Origin of the sequence: Sphingobium sp. B11D3A, assembly GCF_025961695.1 — a bacterium.
Lineage (GTDB): Bacteria > Pseudomonadota > Alphaproteobacteria > Sphingomonadales > Sphingomonadaceae > Sphingobium.
Window position 1 is genome coordinate 2307704 of the sequence record NZ_JAOQOE010000001.1, and the last position, 21187, is coordinate 2328890.

The following is a 21187-nucleotide window of genomic DNA, read 5'->3' on the forward strand; positions in this document are numbered from 1 at the left end:
AGTCCATGCGTGTTACCTCTCTCCCTCCGCTCGCCGGCGCTGCGCTGGCACCACTGCTGCTCTCCGCCTGTGCGCTCGGTCCCGCCTATGCGCTGCCGCAGACCCATGTGACGGATCGCTGGCTGGGCGAGGCTGGGACGGGCGCCGTGCAGGCCGAGCGGTGGTGGGAGCAGTTGCACGATCCCATGCTTAACGGACTGGTCGAGCAGATGCTGGCTGGCAATCCCGATCTGCGCGAGGCACAGGCGCGGGTCGCGGAGGCGCGGGCAAATCGCGATGCCGTGCGCGGCGGGCGCCTGCCGCAGGTGACGACGAGTGCGAGCGGCAATCAGGTGGTGCTGAGCGAGAATGGCCAGATGCCGGTGGGCCAGATTCCCGGCTTCGCGCGGGACTTCCCGCTGTTCGATGTCGGCTTCGACGCCAGTTGGGAACTTGATCTGTGGGGCCGGCAGGCGCGCCAGAGTGAGGCCGCGCAGGCGCGTAGCGAGGCGGCGGCGCTCTCGGCGCAAGCGGTGCGGATGCAGCTCATCGCGGAGCTGGCCCGGGCCTATGTTGGTCTGCGGCAGGCGCAGGCGGATCTTGCGGTCGCGCAGGACATGCTTGCCGCGCGCACGCAGCTTGCCGATCTGGCGGGGCTGCTGGAGCGTGCTGGCGAAGCCAATGCCATCGATGCCGGCCGCGCGCGGGGCGAGGCCGAGACCGCCCGGCTGGCGGTAACGCAGGCTCAGGCCGGCGTGCGGAGCGCGGCGGTGCAGGTGGCGCGGCTGGTCGGCAAGGAACCCGCGGCGCTGGTCCCGCAACTGGAGCAGCCGGGCGCCATTCCCGCGCCGCCGCCGGCCATTGCCGCGGGCCTGCCCTCCGAGCTGTTGCGACGTCGGCCGGATATTCTCGGCGCCGAGCGGGAGCTGGCGGCAGCCACGGCCGACATCGGCGCGGCGCGGGCCGATCTGTTCCCGCGCCTGTCGCTCAGCCTGGCTGTCGGCCAGCAGGCCCGCGCGATCGGCGATCTGGTGAGCGGGGACAGCACCCGGCTGCAGGGCGGGGGCGGCCTGTTCTGGCCGCTGTTTAACGGCGGGCGGGCGCGGGCGATGGTGCGTGCGGCCGATGCGCGCGCGCAGGCAGCGGCGGCCCGCTATGATGGCGCCGTGGTCGGCGCGCTGGCGGACAGTGAAGACGCGATCAATCGATTCGACCGCAGCGTGGAGGGGCTCACCGCTGCACGCGAGACGCTGGCGCGGGAAGAGGCTGCCTATGCGCTGGTGTCTCGCCGCCAGGCCGCAGGCGAGGACGACCGGCTCGCCCTGGCGCGGGCCGCTCTGGCGCGCCAGTCCGCGATGCAGCAGCTGAACCGCGCGCAGGCGGGGGCGGTGCAGGCTGCGATTGCACTCCACAAGGCATTGGGTGGTGACTGGTCGTCCGAGTCGCAGGCCTCAGTGGAACCCTTGGGAGCGCGCTGAGCGAGCCGCGTGAGAACAAGAAGAGGACAAGCGCAAATGGTGTCCGAACGGTTAAACTTTCGGGGCTCGGGAGCGCTGTGACCTGATCTTCGGAATCCCAACGATTCGCAGCGGGCGCAGTGAATTCCGACCTTTCAATGCCAGAAAAACATATTAGATATCAGATACTTATCTGTTTAACCGTCCTTCTGGTCGGGATTCCGTGGTCAAGCATTTTATTTCAGATTTTTGACAGAGGGCGTGCTTGATCGGGGGGGCGAGCACTGCCACAACTTGCCCTCGGCGGGGCTCGAATCATAGCCTCGTCATACAGCGGTCTGAGTTGAACACTGGACGTGGGAGGGGCACTCCCGCGAGGGATTTTCGCGTCCAGCGTCTGACGGCAGATCACCTGCGAGGAGTAGGACGATCGGGGATCGGGAAGACATGGGGCAACACGTGAATCAGCAACATTTCAGCAGCGTTGCCGACGGCATCGGGCCAGCCGACATTGGCGAGCAGCCCGAGCGGGAGGCGCTGGAACAGGCATGGACGGAGATCCGCGCAGGGCTGCGCAGGGCCGTCGGGGTTCGCCTGTTCGATCAATGGATTCGGCCGTTGCGGCTGGGCAGCTTCTGCGCCCAGTCCGGCACGCTCGATATCGAGGCGCCGTCGGAATTCGCGGCGAGCTATGTTTCCAGCAATTTCGCCACCCGTATTGCTCTGGCCTGGCGCACGACGCCGGTCGGCGTGCATGACCTGCGCATCGTTCGAGCCAGCGAAGCGCCTGAAACGGTGCCGGTCACCCCGCGCGGCTTCCGCCCACAGGAGAGCACGGCGCGTCCGGGCCAGTCGGCGCGGGCGCTTGCGTCCTCGCAAGACGCATCGACCAACCGCGAGTCGGCGGGGCGGCGCGCTGCGCAACGCTTCGAGCCGCGTCACGATTTCGCCGGCTTCATGACGGACGAGAGCAATGTGCTGGCGGCGTCGGCTGCCAAGGCCATGGCCGGCGCGACCCGCCCGGCCTTCAATCCGCTGTTCGTCCACGGCCCGACCGGCTTTGGCAAAACGCACCTCCTCCACGCCATTGCGCAGGCCTATGGTGAGACGCTTGGCGGCAGCACCGGTGCGCAGCCGAGGGAGGGGGCGATCCTCTATATGTCGGCCGAGCGGTTCATGAACGAGTTCGTGGCGGCGATTCGCGCCAACGACACCTTCTCGTTCAAGGCCCGGCTGCGCGAAGCACGGATGCTGCTGGTCGACGACATCCAGTTCATCGCCGGCAAGGGGCCGACACAGGAGGAATTCCTCCATACGCTCAACGATCTCATCGATGCCGGTGCGCGGATCGCGATCGCCGCCGATCGGCCGCCCCAGCAGCTTGGCTCGGTCGATCCGCGCATCCTGTCCCGCCTCGCCGGCGGGCTGGTCGCCGACATCCAGCCTGCAGGCCTCGAGCTGCGCATGAAAATTCTGGAAGCGCGGCGCGAAGCAGTGGCGGACATTGCGGTGCCGGACGACGTCATCGCCCTGCTCGCCGGGGCCATCCGCACCAGCATTCGGGAGCTGGAGGGCGCCTTCAACAAGCTGGTGGCTTATGCCCAGCTCGTCGACAAGGCGATCACCACCGAACTGGCACAGTCGATGCTGGCCGAATCGCTGCGAGCCAGCCACCGGCGCATCACCATCGACGAGATCCAGAAGCTGTGCGCGGCTCATTACCGGATCGACCAGTCCGAAATGCGCTCACAGCGTCGCGCCCGTGCGGTTGCACGTCCGCGTCAGGTGGCGATGTATCTGGCCAAGAAGCTCACGCCGCGCTCGCTGCCGGAAATCGGCCGCGTGTTCGGTGGACGGGACCACAGCACGGTGATCCACGCCGTGAAGACCATCGAGGCGATGCGTCTCGATAATCCCGAGATGGATGCGGATATCCGCACGCTGCAGAAGCAGCTCGAGGGATGAAGGGGTGAAGAGGCGGGCTGGGTGCGGTGTGCATCCGGCTCGGCTGGTCACGGGCCGCCGCCAGCCGAGATAATCATGTCCCGCGTCGGCCCGTTTGAGGCGATCAAATGCTCTCCACCCACCCACTACGTGCTCCTGCGAAGGCAGGAGCCCAGGGCGGTTTAGGCGGTCCCATGCGCCCTAGGCTCCTGCCTTCGCAGGAGCACGGGGTGGTCAGGTCGTGGGGTTTTCTTCCCCAACGTGCGGCCATCGAAAGGCACGATGCACCGCACGGAACTTGGCAAATGAGGGCTCTTCCCCTATTTTCCGATCTATCGAAGCCTCCGTGGGGACGGGATGCGGGGCGCGTTGCAATCATCGATTGATCGAAAAGAGCCGTCATGTCCGTTGTGCATCGCCGTCAGTTTCTTACGCTCGCTGGAGCCGCCGCATCGGCTGCTCTGGTGCCTGCCAGTGTGCGCGCCGCCGTGCGCACGCCACCGCAATGGGCCAAGCTCGTTGCCAAGGCGGAAGCGGCCATGGACCAGTATAGCATCAAGTTGCGCGACCGGTTCGTCGTGGTGGACTTCTCGCTGCCCTCGGCCGCCGCGCGGATGCTGCTGGTCGATCGCGAGAGCGGCCTCCATCGGCTGCTGACCGTCGCGCACGGGCGTGGGTCCGATCCGGCGCATAGCGGCTTCCTGCACAGCTTCAGCAATGCGCCCGGCTCCAACGCCAGCTCGCGCGGGGCCTATCTTACCGGCGCTCATTATACTGGCCAGCATGGCCGCTCGCAGCGGCTGATCGGGCTGGAGACGAGCAACGACAATGCCGAATCGCGCGCCATCGTGATTCACGGCGCTTGGTACAGCAATGACGACATGGTGAAGCGCCTCGGCAAGCTGGGGCGCAGCGAGGGCTGCTTTGCCGTGAGCGAAACGCAGATCAACCCTCTGCTCGACTGGCTCGGCCCCGGACGGATGCTCTACGCCGACAAGGTGTAAGGCGCCGCTACTGACGAGCGTGTTACGGGGCGCCTAGCCGGCCAGACATCCCATGCTGGAGAGTTGCCGGGTCGCGGCGAGGTTGCCGGCGCCGAGGGCCGCGGCAATGTCGCCATCCAGCCCATAGACATCATCGAACCTGTTGAGCCGGCCCTTCGCGTCGGCACGCGCGGTCATGTAGACGATGTAGACCGGAATCGGTGCGGACAGCTTGGCCGTCACGGTGGTACCGGCGGCGACGGCAGCGTTGATCTGCGCTCGCGTCCACTCCGTTCCGGCGAGCATCGCCACGGCGAGGTCGAACGGTTGCTCCGTGCGCACACAGCCATGGCTGAAGGTGCGCTCTTCTTTCTCGAACAGGCTCTTGCTCGGCGTATCGTGCAGGAAGATGGCGAGCGGATTGGGCATGTCGATCTTCATCTGACCCAGCGCATTGCTGGGGCCTGGCTGCTGCACGACCTGCAGGCCGCTGCCTTGCTGGGTCCAGCTATACCCCCGTGCGCGGGCCGTGGCTGGGCGCGTGCGGATCAGCGCGCCGACGCTCTCGCGGACGATCGATTGCGGCACGGTCCATGTCGGGTTGAGGATGACGCCTGTGGCGGTGGTGGTGAATTGCGGGGTTGGCGTGCCGAGTTTGCCCACGATCACCCGGTGCGTGGCCAGCACGGCACCGCGATCGACCAGTTGTGCCACATATTCCGGCACGTTCACAATCAGATAGCGCGACCCCATGTTACGGGGCAGCCAGCGCCAGCGTTCGAGATTGGCGCGCAGCCTGGCGCGGTCTGCGGCCGCATCGGCGGGCAGGCTCAGCAGTGCGGCGCGGAGTCTGCGATAATCGGGATGGGCAGGGGCCAGCCGGTCCAGTTCGGCAGCGACATCGCCGTTGCTCAGCGCACGGTCGATCAGGGCGAGCACCGCGTCCGGGCTGAGATTGGGGGTGCGGAAATAGGAGAGGCGGCGCTGGTCGACAGGCACCCGGCCATTGGCGAGGTCGCGCGCCATCAAGGCAAAGCTGCGGGTCGCGGCGATGTCGAGGCCGCGCTGGTCTCCGCCTTCGAGAGCGCCGCGCAACCGGTCCAGCTCATAATCACGCGGATCGAGGCCATGTGAGTCAATCTTGCGGCCATAATCGAGCAGCGTTGTGGCCGCCGGGCGGGACCAGGGCGTGCTCGCCTGCGCCGGCATCGCGATGAGAAAACACAGAAGAGCGAGCAAGATACGAGGCATGGGCCGTCCTCCCAAGGTGATCGGTCCCTCCTAGGCCGGCACCGCAACCCCGCCATGATATGCATCAATCTCCGCCGTCAGGCTGCGCATGGCGGGATGAATCGGCCGTCCGTCCGGAATGTTCAGCCAAAGGCGCAGTAGCAGGCGGCGCGCATCGGGCGTGTCATGGAATTGCTGGCGCGAGTGCAGCACGAGGAAATTGTGCCAGAAGAACATCTCGCCGGGCTGCAGCACGAAATCGGCGCGGACATCGGGCCGCAGCGCGATCTCGTCGAACAGGGCAAGCGCCTCGCGGAATGCAGCAGGCAGCTTCTCCGGCTCGCGGCCATGGCGCAGGAACACGCGGTTGTTGAACCCGCTCGTCTTGCCATCCAATGTCCAGAAGAAAGGCAGCGCCTCTTCGTGAGGCTGCTGCCGCTGGGGCCAGTCGATATAATGGCCTTCGTAGAGACGGGCGAGAAGATCGGGTCGCTCGCGGGCCATGATGTTGTGGATGGCGAGCAGGCTGACAGCACCACTCTCGCCGCCCTGCGCCGAGGCACGAAGGCCGTAGAGCGAGAGGACTTCGTGAAAATCGGTATGGGAGCGCAGTTCCAGATCGGACGTGTAGCCGCGCGACGGCCCGCCCTCTTCCTTCTGGACATGGGCGATATGGTCGCCACGCGGGCTTTGCACCACGCCGGCGCCGATATGGGTGCCGAGCCCCCAATAGAGCCGCTCATGATCTGCCAGATCATAACGGCCCGCATCGATCCCGGAGAGAATGACCGCGCCGCAGCCATGGAAAAGCTGCCAGCGTGCTGCCTTCATCAGCGCGTCGATTTCAGGGCAGGAGAAATCCTCGCGCCGGAGGTCATGCGCGACTCGGCCGCGCACGCGGAGCACGGCGCGATCGATAGCGTCGCGTTGCGCCGGGGAAAGCCGATGGGTGAAGCCTTCGCGTCCACCAATTTCGGCGCTGGTCCAGACAGCGGGATCGTCGACCGGCACGGGATGCAATGGCATGGGCGGTCGATCCTCTCCGTTGATGGCCCGGTCTTCGCCGGTTCGGTCGTCAGCCGTTCAGAGGCTGGCGCCGGACGAAATGTCTGGTTTGTTCACAATGTCCGGGGTGTCGGCCGGGCCGCCCGCCAGCACGAAGCGCCTGTCGCAATAGCCGCAATCGACATAGCCATGCTCGTCGATCTCCAGGAAGATGCGCGGATGCCCCAGCGCAGCGGGGATGCCGTGGCCCGAGCCATCGCAGGAGACTCGGCGAGCATGAACGTGAATGATTTCAGGCGGCGTGTGCATGAGGTTGGCGGTTAGCATCCCCGCCGCCAGCGGGCAATATGGAGGATGCGGTTGATCTCGCGCAAAGCCTGGCGGTGGGGGCTGACCTATCTTCTGCACATGTTGGAAGACGAGCGGCAGACGATGGGCAATCCACCAGAGCAGCAGGACCGCGCGATGGCCGCACGGCTCGCTTATGCGGCTGCACTGGCCTGCGCGTCGCTCGCCCTTGCCTATGTCGGCGGGCAACTGCTCGAATGGCTTGGCCTGCTCGGCTCTGCCGGCGGCCCGAATGCTGCCAGCACGGCGCGCGGGCTGGCGCTGCTGCTCACGCCCTCGCTGCTGCTCGGCCCGGCCTTCGTGATCCTCACGGCCGCCCTGCATCGGCTCGCGCCGCCGGGGCGTCGGGCCTTCAGTCAAAGCGCGTTTGGCTTCGCGATCATGTATGCCACGCTCACGGGCCTTGTCTATTTCGTTCAGCTCACTTTCGTCGCGCCGAGACTGGCCAGCGGCCATACGGCCGGCATCGAGCCCTTTCTCTTCCTGCCCTATCGTAGCTTTCTCTTCGCGGTGGATCTGCTGGGCTACGCTCTGATGAGTCTCGCTACCTTGCTGGCTGCCTTCGCGCTTCCCGTCGGGCGGGGCGGTCGCGCGGCCCATGCAGCCCTGCTCGCCAACGGCCTCCTGATGCCGGCGCTGGCGCTGCAGATGTTCTGGCCGTGGCTGATTTGGGTGGGCGCCTTGTGGGCGCTCAGCTTTCCCGCCGCGATGCTTCTCGTCGCGCGCTTGGTGCGGCGGATTTGATTCCGCGCACGATCGCGCCTACATCGCCCCTTCAACGCCGGCAGGAGCACATCATCATGGACAAGGCACCGGACATCCGCCCGATTGTTCCTTCGTCACAGGTGTTCCATGCCCGGCCCAAATCCCGCTCTTCTCACCCTCGATTACGTCACGCTCGCCCGGCCTGACGGGACGGCGCTTTTCTCTGACTTGACTCTGGCCATCGGGCGGGAGCGGGTCGGCCTTGTCGGGCGCAACGGCGCCGGCAAGTCGAGCCTGCTCGCCATGATCGCCGAGGGCGGCGCGCCACAGGCGGGGACGATCCACCGGACCGGGCGCATCGGCACCTTGCGGCAGATCCAGCCGGATGCTGGCAGCGTTGCACATGCGCTCGGCTTGTCCGATGCGCTGGAGAGACTCGCGCGCCTGGACGCGGGCGAAGGATCGCTGGAGGATGCAGCGGAGGCGGACTGGACTCTGCCCGAGCGCCTTGAGCGAGCGCTGGCCGATGTCGGGTTGACCGGCACCGGCCTTGATCGCGATTGCGCGACGCTGTCTGGTGGGGAACGCACCCGCGTCGGGCTGGCGGCGATGCTGCTTGCAGAGCCCGAACTGCTGCTGCTCGATGAACCCACCAACAATCTCGACGACGCCGGCCGGGCCGCGGTGGGGGAGTTGCTGGCCTGCTGGCCGGGCGGCGCACTCGTCGCCAGCCATGATCGCGCGCTGCTGGAAGGCATGGACCGGATCGTCCAGCTCTCGCCGGTCGGGGCCTTCAGCGTCGGCGGGGGGTGGAGCGCCTTTGTGGCGAGTCGTGACGCGATGCGCGCACGGGCCGAGGACGAGCTGGATCGCAGCCAGCGCACACTCGCCCGGCAGCAGCGGGATGCCCAGGCTCAGGCCGAGCGAAAGGCCCGGCGGGACAAGGCCGGGCGCACTGCCCGGGCGCGGGGGGATCAGCCGCGCATTCTGCTCGGCAAGCGGGCGGAGCAAGCCGAGCAAAGCGGGGCGCGCGAGCGTCATCAGGCTGAGCGCCAGATCGACGCGGCAAGCGAGTCGCTGGAGGCTGCCCGCGCGCAGGTGGAGGTTCTGACGCCGCTGCAGATCAATCTGCCATCGGCCGGCCTCCCGCATAATCGCACGTTACTGCGGTTTGAGGATGTGATGCTGGCACGGGGCGGGCGCCGGCTGTTCGGCCCGCTGTCCTTTGCCATGACCGGGCCGGAGCGCGTCGCGATCACGGGCCCGAACGGCAGTGGCAAGACCAGCCTGCTCGCCCTGGCGGTCGGCTTGGCCGAGCCGAGCGCGGGGGCCATCCATCGCGGACCGGGCCGGATCGCGCTGCTCGACCAGCATGCCGACCTGTTGAGGGCCGGCCAGACCCTGCAACGGGCGATGCTGGCCGCGCATCCCGGGATGACCCCGCACATGGCGCATGAGGCGCTGGCCCGCTTCGCCTTCCGCAACCGCGATGCCCTGAAGGATGTCGCGGTGCTGAGCGGCGGCGAGCGGCTGCGCGCCGCCCTGTGCGTGATCACAAGCGGGCCGGTGCCGCCGCAGCTTTTAGTTCTTGATGAGCCGACCAATCATCTCGACATCGAGAGTATTGAGCTCCTTGAGCAGGCGCTCGCCGACTATGACGGCGCCTTGCTCGTCGTGAGCCACGATGCCGCGTTTCTGGACCGGATCGGCATTGAGCAGCGGCTTGCGCTGGGCGTGGACGGCGCTGGCACGCGACGCTGAATGCCGCCGATCAGTCGAACAGCTCTTCGAGGAACGACTTCTTCCGCTTGGGATAGCCTTTATGCGAGCGGTAGCCGCCGTCTCGATAGCCCTGCTCGCGATATCGCTCATCGCGGTACGGCTGCTGGGCCTGAGGCTGGGGCGGATAAGGCTCGGCGCGGGTCTGCGGCGGGGCGGCAGGCGCCAGTTCGGCACTGGCGCGCTCGATAATCTTGTCCAGCTCGCCCCGGTCCAGCCACACGCCACGGCATTGGGGGCAATAATCGATTTCGACGCCTTGGCGCTCGCTCATCACGAGCGGCACGTGGCAAACCGGGCAGGGCATGGATTGGGCTGATGTCATGAAAAACCTCCGATGGAACGATTGTCGATCGGGTGGCTGATGCAGGTGTTCAATAAGTCTGGACCCGGCACCGAGCGCACTCGATGCGGTCCGACATCACGATCCATAGGGGATCGCCAGAGGGGCCCGGCCCGCAGACCCAAAGTAGGTGAGCCCTGTCGTAGGTCAAGCCTTCGCGCGTGAAGCTATGCGCGCTGCGCCCATAATGCGCCTAAAGGAAAAGGGCCGCCCTGAAGAGCAGCCCTTGTTCCGGTCCCGGACGGGATATTCTGAACCTTCTGCGCGTCCGCGGAGCCGGACCATGGTCTGCTCCGCGAAACGACGTCGACGTTCTTAGCGCTTCGAGAACTGGAAGCTGCGGCGAGCCTTGGCGCGGCCGTACTTCTTGCGCTCGACGACGCGCGGATCGCGCGTGAGGAAGCCTTCTGCCTTCACGGCGGCGCGCAGCGTGGGCTCATACTTGCTGAGCGCCTGCGCGATGCCGTGCTTCACGGCGCCGGCCTGACCGGAGAGACCGCCACCCTTCACGGTGCAGATCACGTCATACTGGCCGGTGCGGTCGGTGACCGTGAAGGGCTGGTTGATGACGAGACGCAGCGTGGGACGTGCGAAATAGGTTTCCTGATCGCGGCCGTTGACGGTGATCTTGCCGGTGCCGGGCTTCACCCACACGCGGGCGACGGCATCCTTACGGCGACCAGTGGCGTAGGCGCGGCCCTGCTTGTCCAGCTCCTGCTGGCGCAGCGGCGCGTTCGAGACCTTTACCGGCGCGGGTGCGGCAGCATCGGCAGCCGGTGCGTCGGCGTTACCCTGGGTGAGGTCCTGCAGATCGGACAGCGAGTTGACGGTATCGGACATCAGGCACCAACCTTGTTCTTGCGGTTCATCGCCGCAACATCGAGCACTTCGGGGTTCTGGGCTTCATGCGGATGTTCGCTGCCCGCGAAGACGCGCAGGTTGCGCATCTGCTGACGACCGAGGGGACCGCGCGGAATCATGCGCTCCACGGCCTTCTCCAGCACGCGCTCGGGGAAACGACCCTCGAGCACCTTCTGCGGAGAGGTCTCCTTGATGCCGCCGGCATAGCCGGTGTGCTTGTAATAGCGCTTGTCGGTCAGCTTGTTGCCGGTGAACTTCACCTTGTCGGCATTGATCACGATGACATTGTCACCGCAGTCGACATGCGGGGTGAAGCTGGGCTTGTGCTTGCCGCGCAGGATGTTCGCGATGATGCTCGCGACGCGACCGACGACGAGACCCTCGGCGTCGATCAGCAACCATTTCTTCTCGACCGTGGCCGGGGTTGCCGGCTTGGTGGTCTTCATGAGCGCCTTCATGGCCTCTTGCCTCCAGGAATGAGTATCCAGAAAATAACAACAGCGGCGCCCCGGAAAAGGCACCGCCCGCGCGGCCCCAATGGCGATGAGGGGCCGGAGAGTCAAGAAAAAGCACGCCCTTGCTGACGGGTATCAAGATACCCTATCAGTCCAGACGGACGTCAGGCCGTGTTTTTTCGTGCACCCAGGCCGCATAGGCCGGGGTGGTGTGCGCGGCCCAGGTGAGGATCGCGGGGAGATCATAGGCATGGGCCTGCGCGATGGCGGTCATGAGCGCCGCGCAGCGGTCCGGCGCGGTCTTGAACAGCACCACCGTTTCGACGCTCTGCTCGATGGCGCCATCCCACGGATAGATCGAGCAGCCTTCGCCCAGCACATTGGCGCAGGCGGCCAGTCGCTCTTGCACCATCTGGTGGCCCGCCGCTTCAGCCTCCGCGCGCGAACCATAAGGCACGTAGACCAGAGCGATCTCGCTCATGCGCGCTTAGGCGTGAGATCCGATTCGCGATCCCGCTGGCCGAGTCGATGCGCGCCGGCCACCGCGATGGCGAGGAGCAGCGCGCCGGTGACCTGATGCGTGACGGCAATGTGCAGCGACACGCCGGTCAACACCGTGCCGATGCCGAGCATCACCTGCACCAGCGTGGCGCCGGTCAGCGCATAAGAGAGGCGAAGCCCGCCCCGGGCATGAAGGCGCCCGGCCATCCACAGCATGGCGCCCGCCGCGACCATGGCCCACCAGCGATGGAGGAAGTGGACGAGGAACGGGTCGCTGGTCAGCGTCATCCACAGCGATCCCCACCATGCGATGCCGTCCGGCACGAAGCGGTCGTTCATCATCGGCCATGTATTGGAGACATAGCCCGCGCGCAGGCCGGCGGTGAGCGCGCCGAGCAGCAACTGGATGAAGAGGATGAGCACGGGGATGGCGCCCGCCCATGTCGGCACGGCCCGTCGCGGCGCGAGGGCGGCGGACGTGGTGGGGCTGGCGGGATTGGCGGCATCGTGCCGGGCCAGCCGCAGGAAATCGCAGGCCGTCCACACCACGGCGCCGAGCAGGATCAGCGCCATGCCCAGATGCGCGGCGAGCATCGCCGGCTGCACGTTCACCCGGTCGACAAGGCCGCTCTTCACCATCAGCCAGCCGACGGTGCCCTGGGCGCCGCCGAGCGCCAGCAGCACCAGCAAGCGGACACCGAAGCCGCGCGGAACAGCGCGACGGAGCGCGAACCAGGCCAGCGGCACGGCATAGGCAAGGCCGATGATGCGGCCGACCAGACGGTGGAAATATTCCCAGAAATAGATGTGCTTGAACGCTTCGAGCGTCATGCCCTTGTTCATCAGCGCATATTGTGAACTGGTCCGATACTGGTCGAACTCTTGCTGCCACTGTGCCTCGTTCATGGGCGGCAGGGTGCCGGTCACCGGCTTCCACTCGGTGATGGAGAGGCCCGACTCGGTCAGGCGGGTGATGCCACCCACCGCCACCATGAAGAGAATCAGGCCCGCGACGACGAACAGCCAGCGTGCCAGCGTGGCGGGACGGCCAAGATGGCGCCCGCTGACCGCGGGCGCACCGGGCGAGGACGAGTGCGCAAGTTCAGCCATCCGGTCCCCATGCGCCGCGGGATCGGCGGAAGCAAGCCCCCAGCATAAAGGGCTCACCCGGAGGCAAAGGATATGTTGTATCTTCCCGCGAGGGGGCGTATGGCCCTTGCAATGAGAACGCTCACCGCACCCCGGATGTGGACAATGCCACAGCTCGACCGGCTGGCCATCGGCCTGTCCGGCCTGTGCGCCGTGCATTGCCTGACGACGGCGATTGCCGTGGGCGTGCTGTCTTCTGTCGCGGGCATTTTCGAGGCGGAGATCATCCACGAAGCCGGCCTGATGATCGCCATGGTGCTCGGCGCGCTGGCGCTCGGCCACGGCGCGCTCAAGCATGGCATGGCCCTCCCGGTCGCGGTCGGCGCGCTCGGCCTTGGCATCATGGCCGGGGCGCTCAGCCTGCCGCATGGCTGGGCCGGCGAGACGCCTTATACGCTGCTCGGCGTCGCCCTGCTTGCCTTCGGTCACGAGCTTAATCGCCGCGCCTTCTGGTGACTCCCTAGCGCCAGGGGCGCTGCGAGGACGACCCCCCGCGCGATCAACATCCCCTGCTTGATCAAGGTCAATGTCTGCCCGGCGCGGCGAGCGCAGTGACGGATCCAGTCCTGAAGCAGGAGCATGGATCAATGGGTGCGATCGAAACGATCGAGGCGGGAACGACCGCCAAACGAATCATTCCCGGTACGCCGGTCTTCGACGGTGATGCGGCGGCGCGCGGCTTCGCGCTGAACGCCATGTGCTTTTCGTTCAACGATGCTGCCAATCGCGCCGCCTATCAGGCGGACGAGGAAGCCTATTTCGAGCGCTTCCATCTGACTGAGGAGCAGCGCGAGGCGGTCCGCGCCCGCAATGTCCTCCAGATGATCGAGGCGGGCGGCAACATCTATTATCTCGCCAAGCTGGCCGGCATCTACGGCCTCAATGTGCAGGATGTGGGGGCGCAGCAGACCGGCATGAGTGTCGAGGCTTTCCGTCAAATGCTGCTCGACGCAGCCCATCAGCAAGAGGAGGCCTGAGCCATGGCGCATATTCTCGGCGGTATCTTCACCAGCCACGTGCCGGCAATCGGCGGCGCCATTGCGCGCGGTCAGGAGCAGGACCCTTATTGGAGCCCGTTCTTCGATGGGTTCAAGCCGATCCATCGCTGGCTTGCAACCGCCAGACCGGACGTTGCCGTGGTCTTCTACAATGACCACGGCCTCAACTTCTTCCTCGACAAGATGCCGACCTTCGCGGTGGGCGCGGCGGACAGCTATCACAATGCCGATGAGGGCTGGGGCCTGCCGGTGCAGAACGGGTTCAAGGGCGACGCCGCCCTCTCGTGGCACATCATCGAGGGACTGGTGGAGGACGAATTCGATGTCACGACCTGCCAGTCGATGCTCGTGGATCATGCGCTGGTCGTGCCGTTCCAGCTGTCATGGCCCGGCGGCGGACAGTGGCCGGTGCGCATCGTGCCCATCGCCATCAACACCGTGCAGCATCCGCTGCCGAGCCCCAAGCGCTGCCTGGCGCTCGGTCGCGCGGTCGGCAAGGCGCTGCGCAGCTGGCAGGGCGATGAGCGGATCGTGGTGTTCGGCACCGGCGGACTCTCCCACCAGCTGGACGGGGAACGCGCCGGCTTTATCAACCAGCGCTACGACCAGTTCTGCATGGACAATCTCGGCCCCGATCCGGATGCGCTGACGAAAATCAGCGCCCTCGATATTGTCGAGGAAGCGGGCAGCCAGGGCATAGAGATCGTCAACTGGATCGCGGCGCGTGGGGCCTTGGGCGAGGATGTGGCCGAGGTCAGCCGGAATTATCACATCCCCATTTCCAACACGGCGGCTGCGACGATGTTGCTGGAAAGCGGCTCGACCGCCCTTGAACAGGCGGCCTGAGGGGAGGCTGAATCTCCCCTCCTGTTGAGAGGAGGGGCTGGGGGTGGTGGCGATGCGCCAGCATCGCATAGCCGGTGAATGACTGCGCGGGTGTAACACCACCCCAACCCCTCCTCTGAGCCGCAGGCGAGCGAAGCTCAACAGGAGGGGCTAAGGTTGTTCGCTTACGCCCCGATGATCGAGCAAATGCGGCCCGGCGTCCGTAACGCGGGCGCAGCCGGTGAGCGCGAGGCCGGAGCGTAGTTCGAGCGCATATTGTGCGAGCATGCGGGAGACGGCGGCTTCTCCCCCGGCGGCGAGGGCGAAGGCCCAGGGGCGGCCGATCATGACGCCCTTGGCACCCAGCGCCAGCATGCGCAGCACATCGAGGCCGTTGCGGATGCCGCCATCGATCAGCACGGTGAGGCGATCACCCACCGCTGCCACGATATCCGGCAGCGCCTGCGCGGTGCCGACCGTGGCATCGAGCTGGCGGCCGCCATGGTTGGAGACGACGATGCCATCGGCACCGATCTCCGCCGCGCGGACTGCGTCGGCCGGGTCCATGATGCCCTTGAGCACCAGCGTGCCGGACCAATGCTCGCGGATGAAGGCCAGATCCTTCCAGGTGACGGACGGATCGAAGTTCTGGCCGCTCCAGCGCAGAAAATCGCCCATGCGCACCTTGCCGTTCATGATCGGCACCAGATTGCCGAGCGTATGCGGGCGGCCATGCAGCCCGACATCCCAGGCCCAGCCGGGATGGGCAAGGATCTCACGCCAGCGCCGGGCCTGACCGCGCAGGCCGGGCGGTCCCGAGAGGCCCGAGCGCTGGTCGCGCCAGCGCGGGCCGGGCAGGGGCAGGTCGACGGTCATGAACAGCGTGTTGCAGCCCAGAGCCTTCACCCGGGCCAGCAGGTCGGCGATGAACCCGCGATCCTTGGCCATGTAGAGCTGGAACCAGAAGGGCAGGCCGGTGCCGGCGATTTCTTCCGCCGAGCAGACCGTCACGGTCGAGGCGACCATCGGCACGCCGTTGGCATGGGCGGCCCGGATCGCCTGCGCCTCGCCGCGCCGCGCCAGCAATCCACCCATGCCGATCGGCGCGAGCATCAGGGGCATGGCGAGCTTTTGCCCGAACAAAGTGGTCGAAAGATCGGATGCCGAGACGTCGTTCAGCACCTGCTGGCGCAAGGTGACGGCGCGAACGGCGGCGCTGTTGCGCGCCAGGGCCAGCTCGTCGATGCTCCCGCCATCGACATAATCGAACAGGAAGCGCGGTAACCGGCGGCGGGCGGCGTCACGCAGATCGGTGAAGCTGTGCGGCCAGACCATTCAGCGCCGTGCCTCGCGGGCCTTGGCCGGCGCGTTCGACGCCGCCTTCGTCATCCTCATCATCCGGCTCTCCTCACGGGGGGTGTGCCCGCATTCTGTTCGCGGCGGTGAGCGTAGAGCGGATGATGCGCAAACAAAATAGCATGCTTTCGATATGGCGCTCGGTGTGTGATGGTGAATTTCGCCAACTATCTGAACGAATAACCAACCTGTGGGAGGAGGCTTTTGAAGGTGCTGAGCCTCCTGATTTTCAAAACACTGAAAAGACGTGTTTTTATGAGTTGGCACGCAAAGTGCAAAGCCTTGTGTGTCAGTCATTCGGGACTGAAAAAATTCAGTAGGGAGAACCAACATGTCGAGCAAATTTCATCTGATCGCCGCCGCTGCCGCTATCGCCATCCTGCCGCTGGCCCAGCCGGCGCTGGCCGCGCCTGCTGCGGAAACCACCTATCAGATTCCGGCCAAGGTGCTGAAGCGTGGTGGCCAGACCTTCTATTGCTTCAAGCAGCAGGCGACGACCGGCACGCGCATGTCCCGCCGGGTTTGCGTGACCGAGAAGGAACTGAGCTATGCCGGCGCGCGGATCGAAGGCGCGGGGGACTCGGTGCAGATCAGCAAGGGCGGTGAAACCCGGATCGCGAGCCAGCGCTGATCGTTCCAGGGCACAGGCCGGGGGGAGCGTGGGAGCGTGACCCCTCGGCAGCCGGCCCGGTCGGTTAAGGATTTCAATCCCGGTCCGGCGCGCCAAGCGGGAAATAATGGCGATAGGGCCTTGCGCCCTCGATACAGCGGGCAACCGACGGGCGTGCGTTCAGCCGCCCGCGATAGGCGCGCACTTCCGGATAGCGCTCGCCGATCGGGTGGACCCAATCGGCATAGAACAGAGCCGGCGCGGCGGCGCAATCCGCCATGCTGAAGCCTTGCGGCGAGGCCCAGAGATGCCCGGTCAGCCGCGCTTCCAGCCAGCCATAAATGGTCTCGAGCGCATCGCGCGCGCGCTGGGTGCGCACCGGATCGCTCGCGCCGACGAGGTGGGGCAGGGCCTCGGTCACCGCCGCCTGAACCGGCGTCATCACATGATTGTCGAACACGCGGTCCATGAAGCGCACATCCAGCGCATCATGGGCAGTGGCGGGAATCAAGGGCGCGCGCTCATAGTGGCGCAGGTCGAGATATTCGATGATCGTCGTCGCCTCGATTGCCGGCGTGTCTTCATCCACCAGCACCGGGAACTTGCCGAGCGGCCACTGGTCGCGCAGCGCGTCCATCACGCCTTCGTCTTCGACATTGCGCAGCGTGTAGGGCAGTTCCTTCTCGTGCAGCGCGATCATCGCCTTCCAGCTGTAGCTGGAGAAGGGATGGGCGTAGAGGATGTAACTCACGGGGTCAGTCTCCGGAAAAGGCGGTTTCGAGCGTGGCGATGTCGATCTTGTGCATGGTCATGAGCGCGCTGCTCATGCGGCGGACGGCGTCTGCGTCATCGCTGGCCTGCATCTCCAGCACGCGGCGCGGCACGACCTGCCAGGAGACGCCGAAGCGATCCTTGCACCAGCCGCACATGCTCTCCGCGCCGCCATCCGCGGTGAGGGCGGTCCAGACGCGGTCCAGCTCGGCCTGATCATCCACGGGGATGACGAACGACACGGCTTCGGTCTGCGGAAACATCGGCCCGCCGTTCAATGCGGAGAATGGTCGGCCGCTCAGCGTGAACAGCACGAGCATGGCCGTGCCGGCGGGGAAATTGGGCGGGAAGGGCGAGTCATCGACATAGCGGACGATCCGGTCGATGCGGGAATCCGGGAAGAGCGAGACGTAGAAGGTCGCGGCCTCCTCGGCTGTCCCGTCCATCCAGATGCAGGGCGTGATCGCGCTGGTCATCTCCGCTCTCCTTATCGATCGCCCACAAGCGCAAAACGCGCGCCCTGCGGATCGGTGCCCATGACGACCCAGTCACCGCCGGGAACCTCATGGGGGCCTGTGGTGATGGTGCCGCCATGGGCTGTGATGGCTTCCATCGCGGCGCGGATGGACGGGACGCGGAAATAGAAGCGCCATTCGGCCCGCTGGTCTTTCTGTTCCAGACTGGCGCCGATGGGCAGATCGCCCACGGACAGGAAACGATAGTCGCCCATCGGCCCCATCGGCATGGCGGAGGGATTGGTCCAGCCGAACAGGCCTGTATAGAAGGCGAGCGCTGCCGGTTGGTTTGGCGATGAGAGTTCGTTCCAGCCGCAATGGCCCACCGCTTGCGGCGAGAAGGCGCGGCTGACGCCACCCTCGACGCTGCCGCGCATGATGTAGAAGGGCGCGCCATGCGGGTCGGCCGCCATGGCGAAGCGGCCGACACCGGGGATGTCCTGCGGTTGCACGTAGAGGCGACCGCCCATGGCCAGGATCGCGGCCGCCGTCACGTCGACATCATCGACGCCGATATAGCCGATCCAGATCGGGCGCCCGCCGCCTGCGATCATCTCGGCATCCAGCGCCATCATGCCCCCGACCTCGCCATCGGCGGCGCGGATCATGCGATAGTCCATGCCGGGCATGTCGCTCCGGTCCGCGATGCTCCAGCCGACCACCGCCCCGTAGAAGGCGCGGGCGGCCTCCAGATCGGAGGTCATCAGCTCGTACCAGATGAATTCGCCCTGCCTGTTGGTCATGGGGCCGCCTCCTCCCGCCAATGCTATTTGCGCTCGTCCAGAATCACGGTGAAGCCCCCGTAGATCATGCGCGGGCCGACCATTGGATTGTCCTCCGGGGCGTGCGCCATGCGCTCGTCGGCCATCAGCTTCTGCCAGCCGGAATCGCGGGTCGCCTTGTCCGGCCACTCGATCCAGGAGAAGACGACATCCTCGCCCTCTTCCGCCAGGACGGCGGTGCGCAGATCGTTGGTCTTGCCGGGCTGCACATCGTCATTCCAGCCCTCCACCACGCGCAGCGCGCCATATTCGATGAAGAGCGGATCGACCCGGCGGGCGATCTCCAGATAGTCCGCCTTGCGGCCCGGCTTCACCGGCACGAGAATGCCATCGATATAGGTCATGCGGATACTCCTTCTGATTGGACCGCATCATCGGAGATGAAGTCGGCCATTTGCGCCGCCATGGCGGCCTTGAATGCGGGACGCGCCTCGCCGCGCGCGACATAGGCGGTCAGCACGTCCGGTATGGCGAGGCGATCCGGCGAGAGATTGCTCAGCGCCTCGACCATCAGAAGGTCGCCGACCGTGAAGCGCTCTTCCAGCCAGGGTTTGTCGCCCAGCGCTGCGGCAAGCCGGTCGAGGCGGCCTTCCACCTGCTTGACGGCATCCGGGCGGCGCAGCCTCGCCCACTCCTGCCCGGCGCAGAACAGGTCGATATCGGCCAGATGCATGATGCCCGGCTCGATGCTGTTGAGTGCGGCGACGGCCCATGTGATCGCCCGCGCCCGCCCGACGGGATCGCGCGGCATCAGCCGCTCGTCCTTCTCGGCGATGTGGAGGACGATGGCGCCACTCTCGAACAGGGCGACATTCCCCTCCCGATAATGCGGCACCTGGCCGAAGGGCTGCTCGCGATAATAGTCCGCCGGCCGGTCGATGGCGCTGATCAGGCGGGTGCGATAATCGAGGCCTGCCTCCTCCAGCGCCCAGCGCACCCGCAGATCGCGGACATGGCCGCGCGCGAACGGCGGCACCCATGAAAATGCAGTCACCTCGATGGAGGCGCTATCCCTCTGAGACATGTATCACTCCTCTCTGTGCGGTCTGAATGCTGCAGGGGCTCAGTCGCCTTCCTTGCGCGTACCCTTGAGCAGGGCGTAGACCGCCATCGCGTGACCCTGACCGAGATCGAAATCGCGCTTGAGACTGGCGACCAGCGTCGCCGCCTTCACCTCCGGGCGCAGCTTCTTCTCGTCGTCGAGAAAGCCTTGAAAGGCGGCGTAAGCGCGCAAGTCGTCCGGCGACTGGCCGGTTTTTGCCTTGATCGTGTCCAGATAGGCCTGGAAGGACATGGTCGCATCTCCTGCCGAAGCAATCAGGCCGGTTGCGGGACGGCGCTCATGTCCATCCACGCGGTTTCCCAGATGTGGCCATCGGGATCGGCGAAGCTGCGGCCATACATGAAGCCGTGGTCCTGCAGCGGATTGGGATCGGGCGTGCCGCCCGCAGCAGCCGCGCGCTCCGTGATCGCATCCACGGACGCACGGCTCTCCTCGCTGAGTGCGAGCAGCACTTGCGCACATTCATGCGCATCGGGAATTTTTCGCGGCGTGAAACTGGCAAAGCGCTCGCGGGTGAGCAGCATGACGCAGATCGTCTCGGAAAAGCGCATCATCGCGGCGCTCTCGTCGGTGAATTGCGGATCGTTGACTGCTCCGATCGCCTCATAGAAGCGCATCGACCGTGCCAGATCCGTGACTGGCAAATTGACGAAAATCATCCGTTCCATGGCAGCTACCCGTCCTCTCCCAAACTCTCTCGCCGTATCGGCCCCACCCGAATCACCGACCTTGACGATCCTGACGGAAGAAATTAGATGTTGCAACTATGGAGTTAGAAAAAATAACTCACGAGGCGAAACTCCCTCAAAAGCGTCGGTTTGACGACGCCTGCGGCCTTGCGCACGGGCTCGATCTGGTCGGGGAGCGCTGGGCGTTGCTTGTCGTCCGCGAATTGCTGCTCGGGCCGCGCCGCTTTTCCGATCTGCGCGCGGCCTTGCCGGGGCTGAGCGCCAATGTGCTCACCCAGCGCCTGACCGAGCTGGAGGAGCGCCACATTGTCGAGCGTCTGCGCCTGCCGCCGCCCGCCAATGTGCAGGTTTATGGCCTGACGCCATGGGGCAAGGAGGCCGAGCCGATGGTGCTGGCGATGGCGCAATGGGCCTATCGCTCGCCGACGCATGACCGGATGCTGCCGCTCAACGGCACGGCGATGATGCTCTCTTTCAAGGTCAATCTGGATCGGGCAGCGGCGGCGGAGATGGTGCTGCAGGTCGGCTTTCGCATTGACGGCACGCCCTATCGCGCCAGTCTGGATCGCGGGCTTTATCATGTCGAAGCCGGCGAGGTCTCGGCGCCGGACCTCGCCTATGAGGGCAGCGCGCGCGGCCTTGCCAAGCGCTTCTACGGCAAGATGCCCGTCGACCAGCTTGCCGAGACGGGCGAGCTCAGCGTGAGTGGCGATGCGGCGCTGGAGGCGCGCTTCGCGGCGCTGTTCAACCTGCCGCCGCGCTACCAGCCCGACGAAAGCGGCTCGACTTTGCCCCGTTGACCCGACATAGACAGGGAGGGGAACAAAGAGGGGGCAAGT

26 protein-coding genes are annotated in these 21187 nt (G+C 66.1%); 10 read left to right on the plus strand and 16 right to left on the minus strand.

Annotated features, from left to right (window positions below; genetic code table 11):
* The first annotated feature begins 5 nt into the window (after positions 1–5).
* The 3 genes from M2332_RS10945 (at position 6) to M2332_RS10955 (ending at position 4384) form a co-directional block, all read left to right on the plus strand.
* A complete protein-coding gene (locus tag M2332_RS10945) occupies positions 6–1457 on the plus strand; it encodes an efflux transporter outer membrane subunit (RefSeq protein WP_264574060.1) in 1452 nt (483 codons plus the stop codon).
* A gap of 426 nt (positions 1458–1883) precedes the next feature.
* The gene (dnaA, locus tag M2332_RS10950; protein WP_264574061.1) at positions 1884–3401 is read left to right on the plus strand and encodes a chromosomal replication initiator protein DnaA; all 1518 of its coding nucleotides are present in this window, start codon (positions 1884–1886) and stop codon (positions 3399–3401) included.
* Between the two features lie 380 nt (positions 3402–3781).
* Entirely contained in the window at positions 3782–4384 is a 603-nt protein-coding gene (locus M2332_RS10955; protein ID WP_264574062.1) for a murein L,D-transpeptidase catalytic domain family protein, read from the plus strand.
* A 33-nt stretch (positions 4385–4417) separates the two neighbouring features.
* Here the strand turns inward: M2332_RS10955 and M2332_RS10960 are convergent, their stop codons facing one another.
* From M2332_RS10960 to M2332_RS10970, 3 genes are read right to left on the minus strand one after another with little or no spacing between them, the layout of a single operon-like run.
* Positions 4418–5614 (minus strand): L,D-transpeptidase family protein, encoded by a 1197-nt coding sequence (locus M2332_RS10960; RefSeq protein ID WP_264574063.1) that lies wholly within the window; start codon positions 5612–5614, stop codon positions 4418–4420.
* A 30-nt stretch (positions 5615–5644) separates the two neighbouring features.
* Positions 5645–6619, minus strand: a complete 975-nt coding sequence (locus tag M2332_RS10965; RefSeq protein ID WP_264574064.1) for a TauD/TfdA family dioxygenase — start codon at positions 6617–6619, stop codon at positions 5645–5647.
* Positions 6620–6676: 57 nt separating this feature from the next.
* Entirely contained in the window at positions 6677–6907 is a 231-nt protein-coding gene (locus tag M2332_RS10970) for a zinc-finger domain-containing protein (protein WP_181561563.1), read from the minus strand.
* A gap of 51 nt (positions 6908–6958) precedes the next feature.
* Here M2332_RS10970 and M2332_RS10975 point away from each other — a divergent pair, with 51 nt between their 5' ends.
* Positions 6959–7690, plus strand: a complete 732-nt coding sequence (locus M2332_RS10975; protein ID WP_264574065.1) for a hypothetical protein — start codon at positions 6959–6961, stop codon at positions 7688–7690.
* Positions 7691–7798: 108 nt separating this feature from the next.
* Positions 7799–9412: an ABC-F family ATP-binding cassette domain-containing protein gene (locus M2332_RS10980; protein ID WP_264574066.1), complete on the plus strand. Its 1614-nt coding sequence runs from the start codon at positions 7799–7801 to the stop codon at positions 9410–9412.
* A gap of 10 nt (positions 9413–9422) precedes the next feature.
* On the opposite strand, the gene M2332_RS10985 is transcribed toward M2332_RS10980, so the two are convergent.
* The 5 genes from M2332_RS10985 to M2332_RS11005 all read right to left on the minus strand — a co-directional run bounded on the left by M2332_RS10985 (position 9423) and on the right by M2332_RS11005 (position 12700).
* A complete protein-coding gene (locus tag M2332_RS10985) occupies positions 9423–9755 on the minus strand; it encodes a zf-TFIIB domain-containing protein (protein WP_264574067.1) in 333 nt (110 codons plus the stop codon).
* A gap of 333 nt (positions 9756–10088) precedes the next feature.
* Positions 10089–10613 (minus strand): 30S ribosomal protein S9, encoded by a 525-nt coding sequence (rpsI, locus tag M2332_RS10990; protein WP_264574068.1) that lies wholly within the window; start codon positions 10611–10613, stop codon positions 10089–10091.
* A complete protein-coding gene (gene rplM, locus M2332_RS10995) occupies positions 10613–11092 on the minus strand; it encodes a 50S ribosomal protein L13 (RefSeq protein WP_181560974.1) in 480 nt (159 codons plus the stop codon). Before rplM ends, rpsI begins: the two co-directional genes overlap by 1 nt.
* Before the next feature lie 145 nt (positions 11093–11237).
* Complete coding sequence (cutA, locus tag M2332_RS11000; RefSeq protein WP_264574069.1) at positions 11238–11570, minus strand: divalent-cation tolerance protein CutA; 333 nt, start codon at positions 11568–11570, stop codon at positions 11238–11240.
* Positions 11567–12700, minus strand: coding sequence for a COX15/CtaA family protein (locus M2332_RS11005; RefSeq protein ID WP_264574070.1), 1134 nt, complete (start codon positions 12698–12700; stop codon positions 11567–11569). Before M2332_RS11005 ends, cutA begins: the two co-directional genes overlap by 4 nt.
* Before the next feature lie 111 nt (positions 12701–12811).
* Between M2332_RS11005 and M2332_RS11010 the strand changes: the two genes are divergently transcribed.
* The 3 genes from M2332_RS11010 to M2332_RS11020 all read left to right on the plus strand — a co-directional run bounded on the left by M2332_RS11010 (position 12812) and on the right by M2332_RS11020 (position 14583).
* Positions 12812–13195: a MerC domain-containing protein gene (locus M2332_RS11010; protein WP_264574071.1), complete on the plus strand. Its 384-nt coding sequence runs from the start codon at positions 12812–12814 to the stop codon at positions 13193–13195.
* Positions 13196–13326: 131 nt separating this feature from the next.
* Positions 13327–13716 (plus strand): protocatechuate 4,5-dioxygenase subunit alpha, encoded by a 390-nt coding sequence (locus M2332_RS11015; RefSeq protein WP_181560971.1) that lies wholly within the window; start codon positions 13327–13329, stop codon positions 13714–13716.
* Positions 13717–13719: 3 nt separating this feature from the next.
* A complete protein-coding gene (locus M2332_RS11020) occupies positions 13720–14583 on the plus strand; it encodes a class III extradiol dioxygenase family protein (protein ID WP_264571590.1) in 864 nt (287 codons plus the stop codon).
* 150 nt (positions 14584–14733) lie between these two features.
* Here M2332_RS11020 and M2332_RS11025 read toward each other — a convergent pair whose 3' ends face one another.
* Positions 14734–15897, minus strand: a complete 1164-nt coding sequence (locus M2332_RS11025; RefSeq protein WP_264574072.1) for an L-lactate dehydrogenase — start codon at positions 15895–15897, stop codon at positions 14734–14736.
* Between the two features lie 352 nt (positions 15898–16249).
* Here M2332_RS11025 and M2332_RS11030 point away from each other — a divergent pair, with 352 nt between their 5' ends.
* Positions 16250–16549 carry a hypothetical protein gene (locus M2332_RS11030; RefSeq protein ID WP_264574073.1) on the plus strand — a complete coding sequence of 100 codons (300 nt, stop codon included), beginning with the start codon at positions 16250–16252 and terminating at the stop codon, positions 16547–16549.
* A 73-nt stretch (positions 16550–16622) separates the two neighbouring features.
* On the opposite strand, the gene M2332_RS11035 is transcribed toward M2332_RS11030, so the two are convergent.
* The 7 genes from M2332_RS11035 to M2332_RS11065 are packed head-to-tail and all read right to left on the minus strand — an operon-like array spanning position 16623 to position 20327.
* Positions 16623–17279, minus strand: coding sequence for a glutathione S-transferase family protein (locus tag M2332_RS11035; RefSeq protein WP_264574074.1), 657 nt, complete (start codon positions 17277–17279; stop codon positions 16623–16625).
* A gap of 4 nt (positions 17280–17283) precedes the next feature.
* The gene (locus M2332_RS11040) at positions 17284–17775 is read right to left on the minus strand and encodes a VOC family protein (protein WP_264574075.1); all 492 of its coding nucleotides are present in this window, start codon (positions 17773–17775) and stop codon (positions 17284–17286) included.
* Between the two features lie 11 nt (positions 17776–17786).
* On the minus strand, positions 17787–18557 hold the full coding sequence (locus M2332_RS11045) for a VOC family protein (protein ID WP_264574076.1): 771 nt from the start codon (positions 18555–18557) through the stop codon (positions 17787–17789).
* 23 nt (positions 18558–18580) lie between these two features.
* A complete protein-coding gene (locus tag M2332_RS11050; RefSeq protein ID WP_181560964.1) occupies positions 18581–18940 on the minus strand; it encodes a DUF1428 domain-containing protein in 360 nt (119 codons plus the stop codon).
* Positions 18937–19620: a glutathione S-transferase family protein gene (locus M2332_RS11055; protein WP_264574077.1), complete on the minus strand. Its 684-nt coding sequence runs from the start codon at positions 19618–19620 to the stop codon at positions 18937–18939. The genes M2332_RS11050 and M2332_RS11055 overlap by 4 nt, the downstream gene beginning before the upstream one ends.
* 39 nt (positions 19621–19659) lie before the next feature.
* The gene (locus M2332_RS11060) at positions 19660–19890 is read right to left on the minus strand and encodes a DUF4287 domain-containing protein (protein ID WP_181560962.1); all 231 of its coding nucleotides are present in this window, start codon (positions 19888–19890) and stop codon (positions 19660–19662) included.
* A 23-nt stretch (positions 19891–19913) separates the two neighbouring features.
* Positions 19914–20327, minus strand: a complete 414-nt coding sequence (locus M2332_RS11065; RefSeq protein ID WP_181560961.1) for a VOC family protein — start codon at positions 20325–20327, stop codon at positions 19914–19916.
* 98 nt (positions 20328–20425) lie between these two features.
* On the opposite strand from M2332_RS11065, the gene M2332_RS11070 reads away from it, so the two are divergent.
* Positions 20426–21148, plus strand: coding sequence for a winged helix-turn-helix transcriptional regulator (locus M2332_RS11070; protein ID WP_264574078.1), 723 nt, complete (start codon positions 20426–20428; stop codon positions 21146–21148).
* Positions 21149–21187 lie beyond the last annotated feature (39 nt).

Excerpts from the sequence above, each read along its gene's own strand:
- M2332_RS10945 (WP_264574060.1), top strand. The coding sequence starts at position 6 with ATGCGTGTTACCTCTCTCCCTCCGCTCGCCGGCGCTGCGCTGGCACCA.
- dnaA (WP_264574061.1), top strand. The coding sequence starts at position 1,884 with ATGGGGCAACACGTGAATCAGCAACATTTCAGCAGCGTTGCCGACGGC.
- M2332_RS10955 (WP_264574062.1), top strand. The coding sequence starts at position 3,782 with ATGTCCGTTGTGCATCGCCGTCAGTTTCTTACGCTCGCTGGAGCCGCC.
- M2332_RS10960 (WP_264574063.1), bottom strand. The coding sequence starts at position 5,614 with ATGCCTCGTATCTTGCTCGCTCTTCTGTGTTTTCTCATCGCGATGCCG.
- M2332_RS10965 (WP_264574064.1), bottom strand. The coding sequence starts at position 6,619 with ATGCCATTGCATCCCGTGCCGGTCGACGATCCCGCTGTCTGGACCAGC.
- M2332_RS10970 (WP_181561563.1), bottom strand. The coding sequence starts at position 6,907 with ATGCACACGCCGCCTGAAATCATTCACGTTCATGCTCGCCGAGTCTCC.
- M2332_RS10980 (WP_264574066.1), top strand. The coding sequence starts at position 7,799 with ATGCCCGGCCCAAATCCCGCTCTTCTCACCCTCGATTACGTCACGCTC.
- M2332_RS10985 (WP_264574067.1), bottom strand. The coding sequence starts at position 9,755 with ATGACATCAGCCCAATCCATGCCCTGCCCGGTTTGCCACGTGCCGCTC.
- rpsI (WP_264574068.1), bottom strand. The coding sequence starts at position 10,613 with ATGTCCGATACCGTCAACTCGCTGTCCGATCTGCAGGACCTCACCCAG.
- rplM (WP_181560974.1), bottom strand. The coding sequence starts at position 11,092 with ATGAAGGCGCTCATGAAGACCACCAAGCCGGCAACCCCGGCCACGGTC.
- cutA (WP_264574069.1), bottom strand. The coding sequence starts at position 11,570 with ATGAGCGAGATCGCTCTGGTCTACGTGCCTTATGGTTCGCGCGCGGAG.
- M2332_RS11005 (WP_264574070.1), bottom strand. The coding sequence starts at position 12,700 with ATGGCTGAACTTGCGCACTCGTCCTCGCCCGGTGCGCCCGCGGTCAGC.
- M2332_RS11010 (WP_264574071.1), top strand. The coding sequence starts at position 12,812 with ATGAGAACGCTCACCGCACCCCGGATGTGGACAATGCCACAGCTCGAC.
- M2332_RS11015 (WP_181560971.1), top strand. The coding sequence starts at position 13,327 with ATGGGTGCGATCGAAACGATCGAGGCGGGAACGACCGCCAAACGAATC.
- M2332_RS11020 (WP_264571590.1), top strand. The coding sequence starts at position 13,720 with ATGGCGCATATTCTCGGCGGTATCTTCACCAGCCACGTGCCGGCAATC.
- M2332_RS11025 (WP_264574072.1), bottom strand. The coding sequence starts at position 15,897 with ATGGTCTGGCCGCACAGCTTCACCGATCTGCGTGACGCCGCCCGCCGC.
- M2332_RS11030 (WP_264574073.1), top strand. The coding sequence starts at position 16,250 with ATGTCGAGCAAATTTCATCTGATCGCCGCCGCTGCCGCTATCGCCATC.
- M2332_RS11040 (WP_264574075.1), bottom strand. The coding sequence starts at position 17,775 with ATGACCAGCGCGATCACGCCCTGCATCTGGATGGACGGGACAGCCGAG.
- M2332_RS11045 (WP_264574076.1), bottom strand. The coding sequence starts at position 18,557 with ATGACCAACAGGCAGGGCGAATTCATCTGGTACGAGCTGATGACCTCC.
- M2332_RS11050 (WP_181560964.1), bottom strand. The coding sequence starts at position 18,940 with ATGACCTATATCGATGGCATTCTCGTGCCGGTGAAGCCGGGCCGCAAG.
- M2332_RS11055 (WP_264574077.1), bottom strand. The coding sequence starts at position 19,620 with ATGTCTCAGAGGGATAGCGCCTCCATCGAGGTGACTGCATTTTCATGG.
- M2332_RS11060 (WP_181560962.1), bottom strand. The coding sequence starts at position 19,890 with ATGTCCTTCCAGGCCTATCTGGACACGATCAAGGCAAAAACCGGCCAG.
- M2332_RS11065 (WP_181560961.1), bottom strand. The coding sequence starts at position 20,327 with ATGGAACGGATGATTTTCGTCAATTTGCCAGTCACGGATCTGGCACGG.
- M2332_RS11070 (WP_264574078.1), top strand. The coding sequence starts at position 20,426 with ATGGAGTTAGAAAAAATAACTCACGAGGCGAAACTCCCTCAAAAGCGT.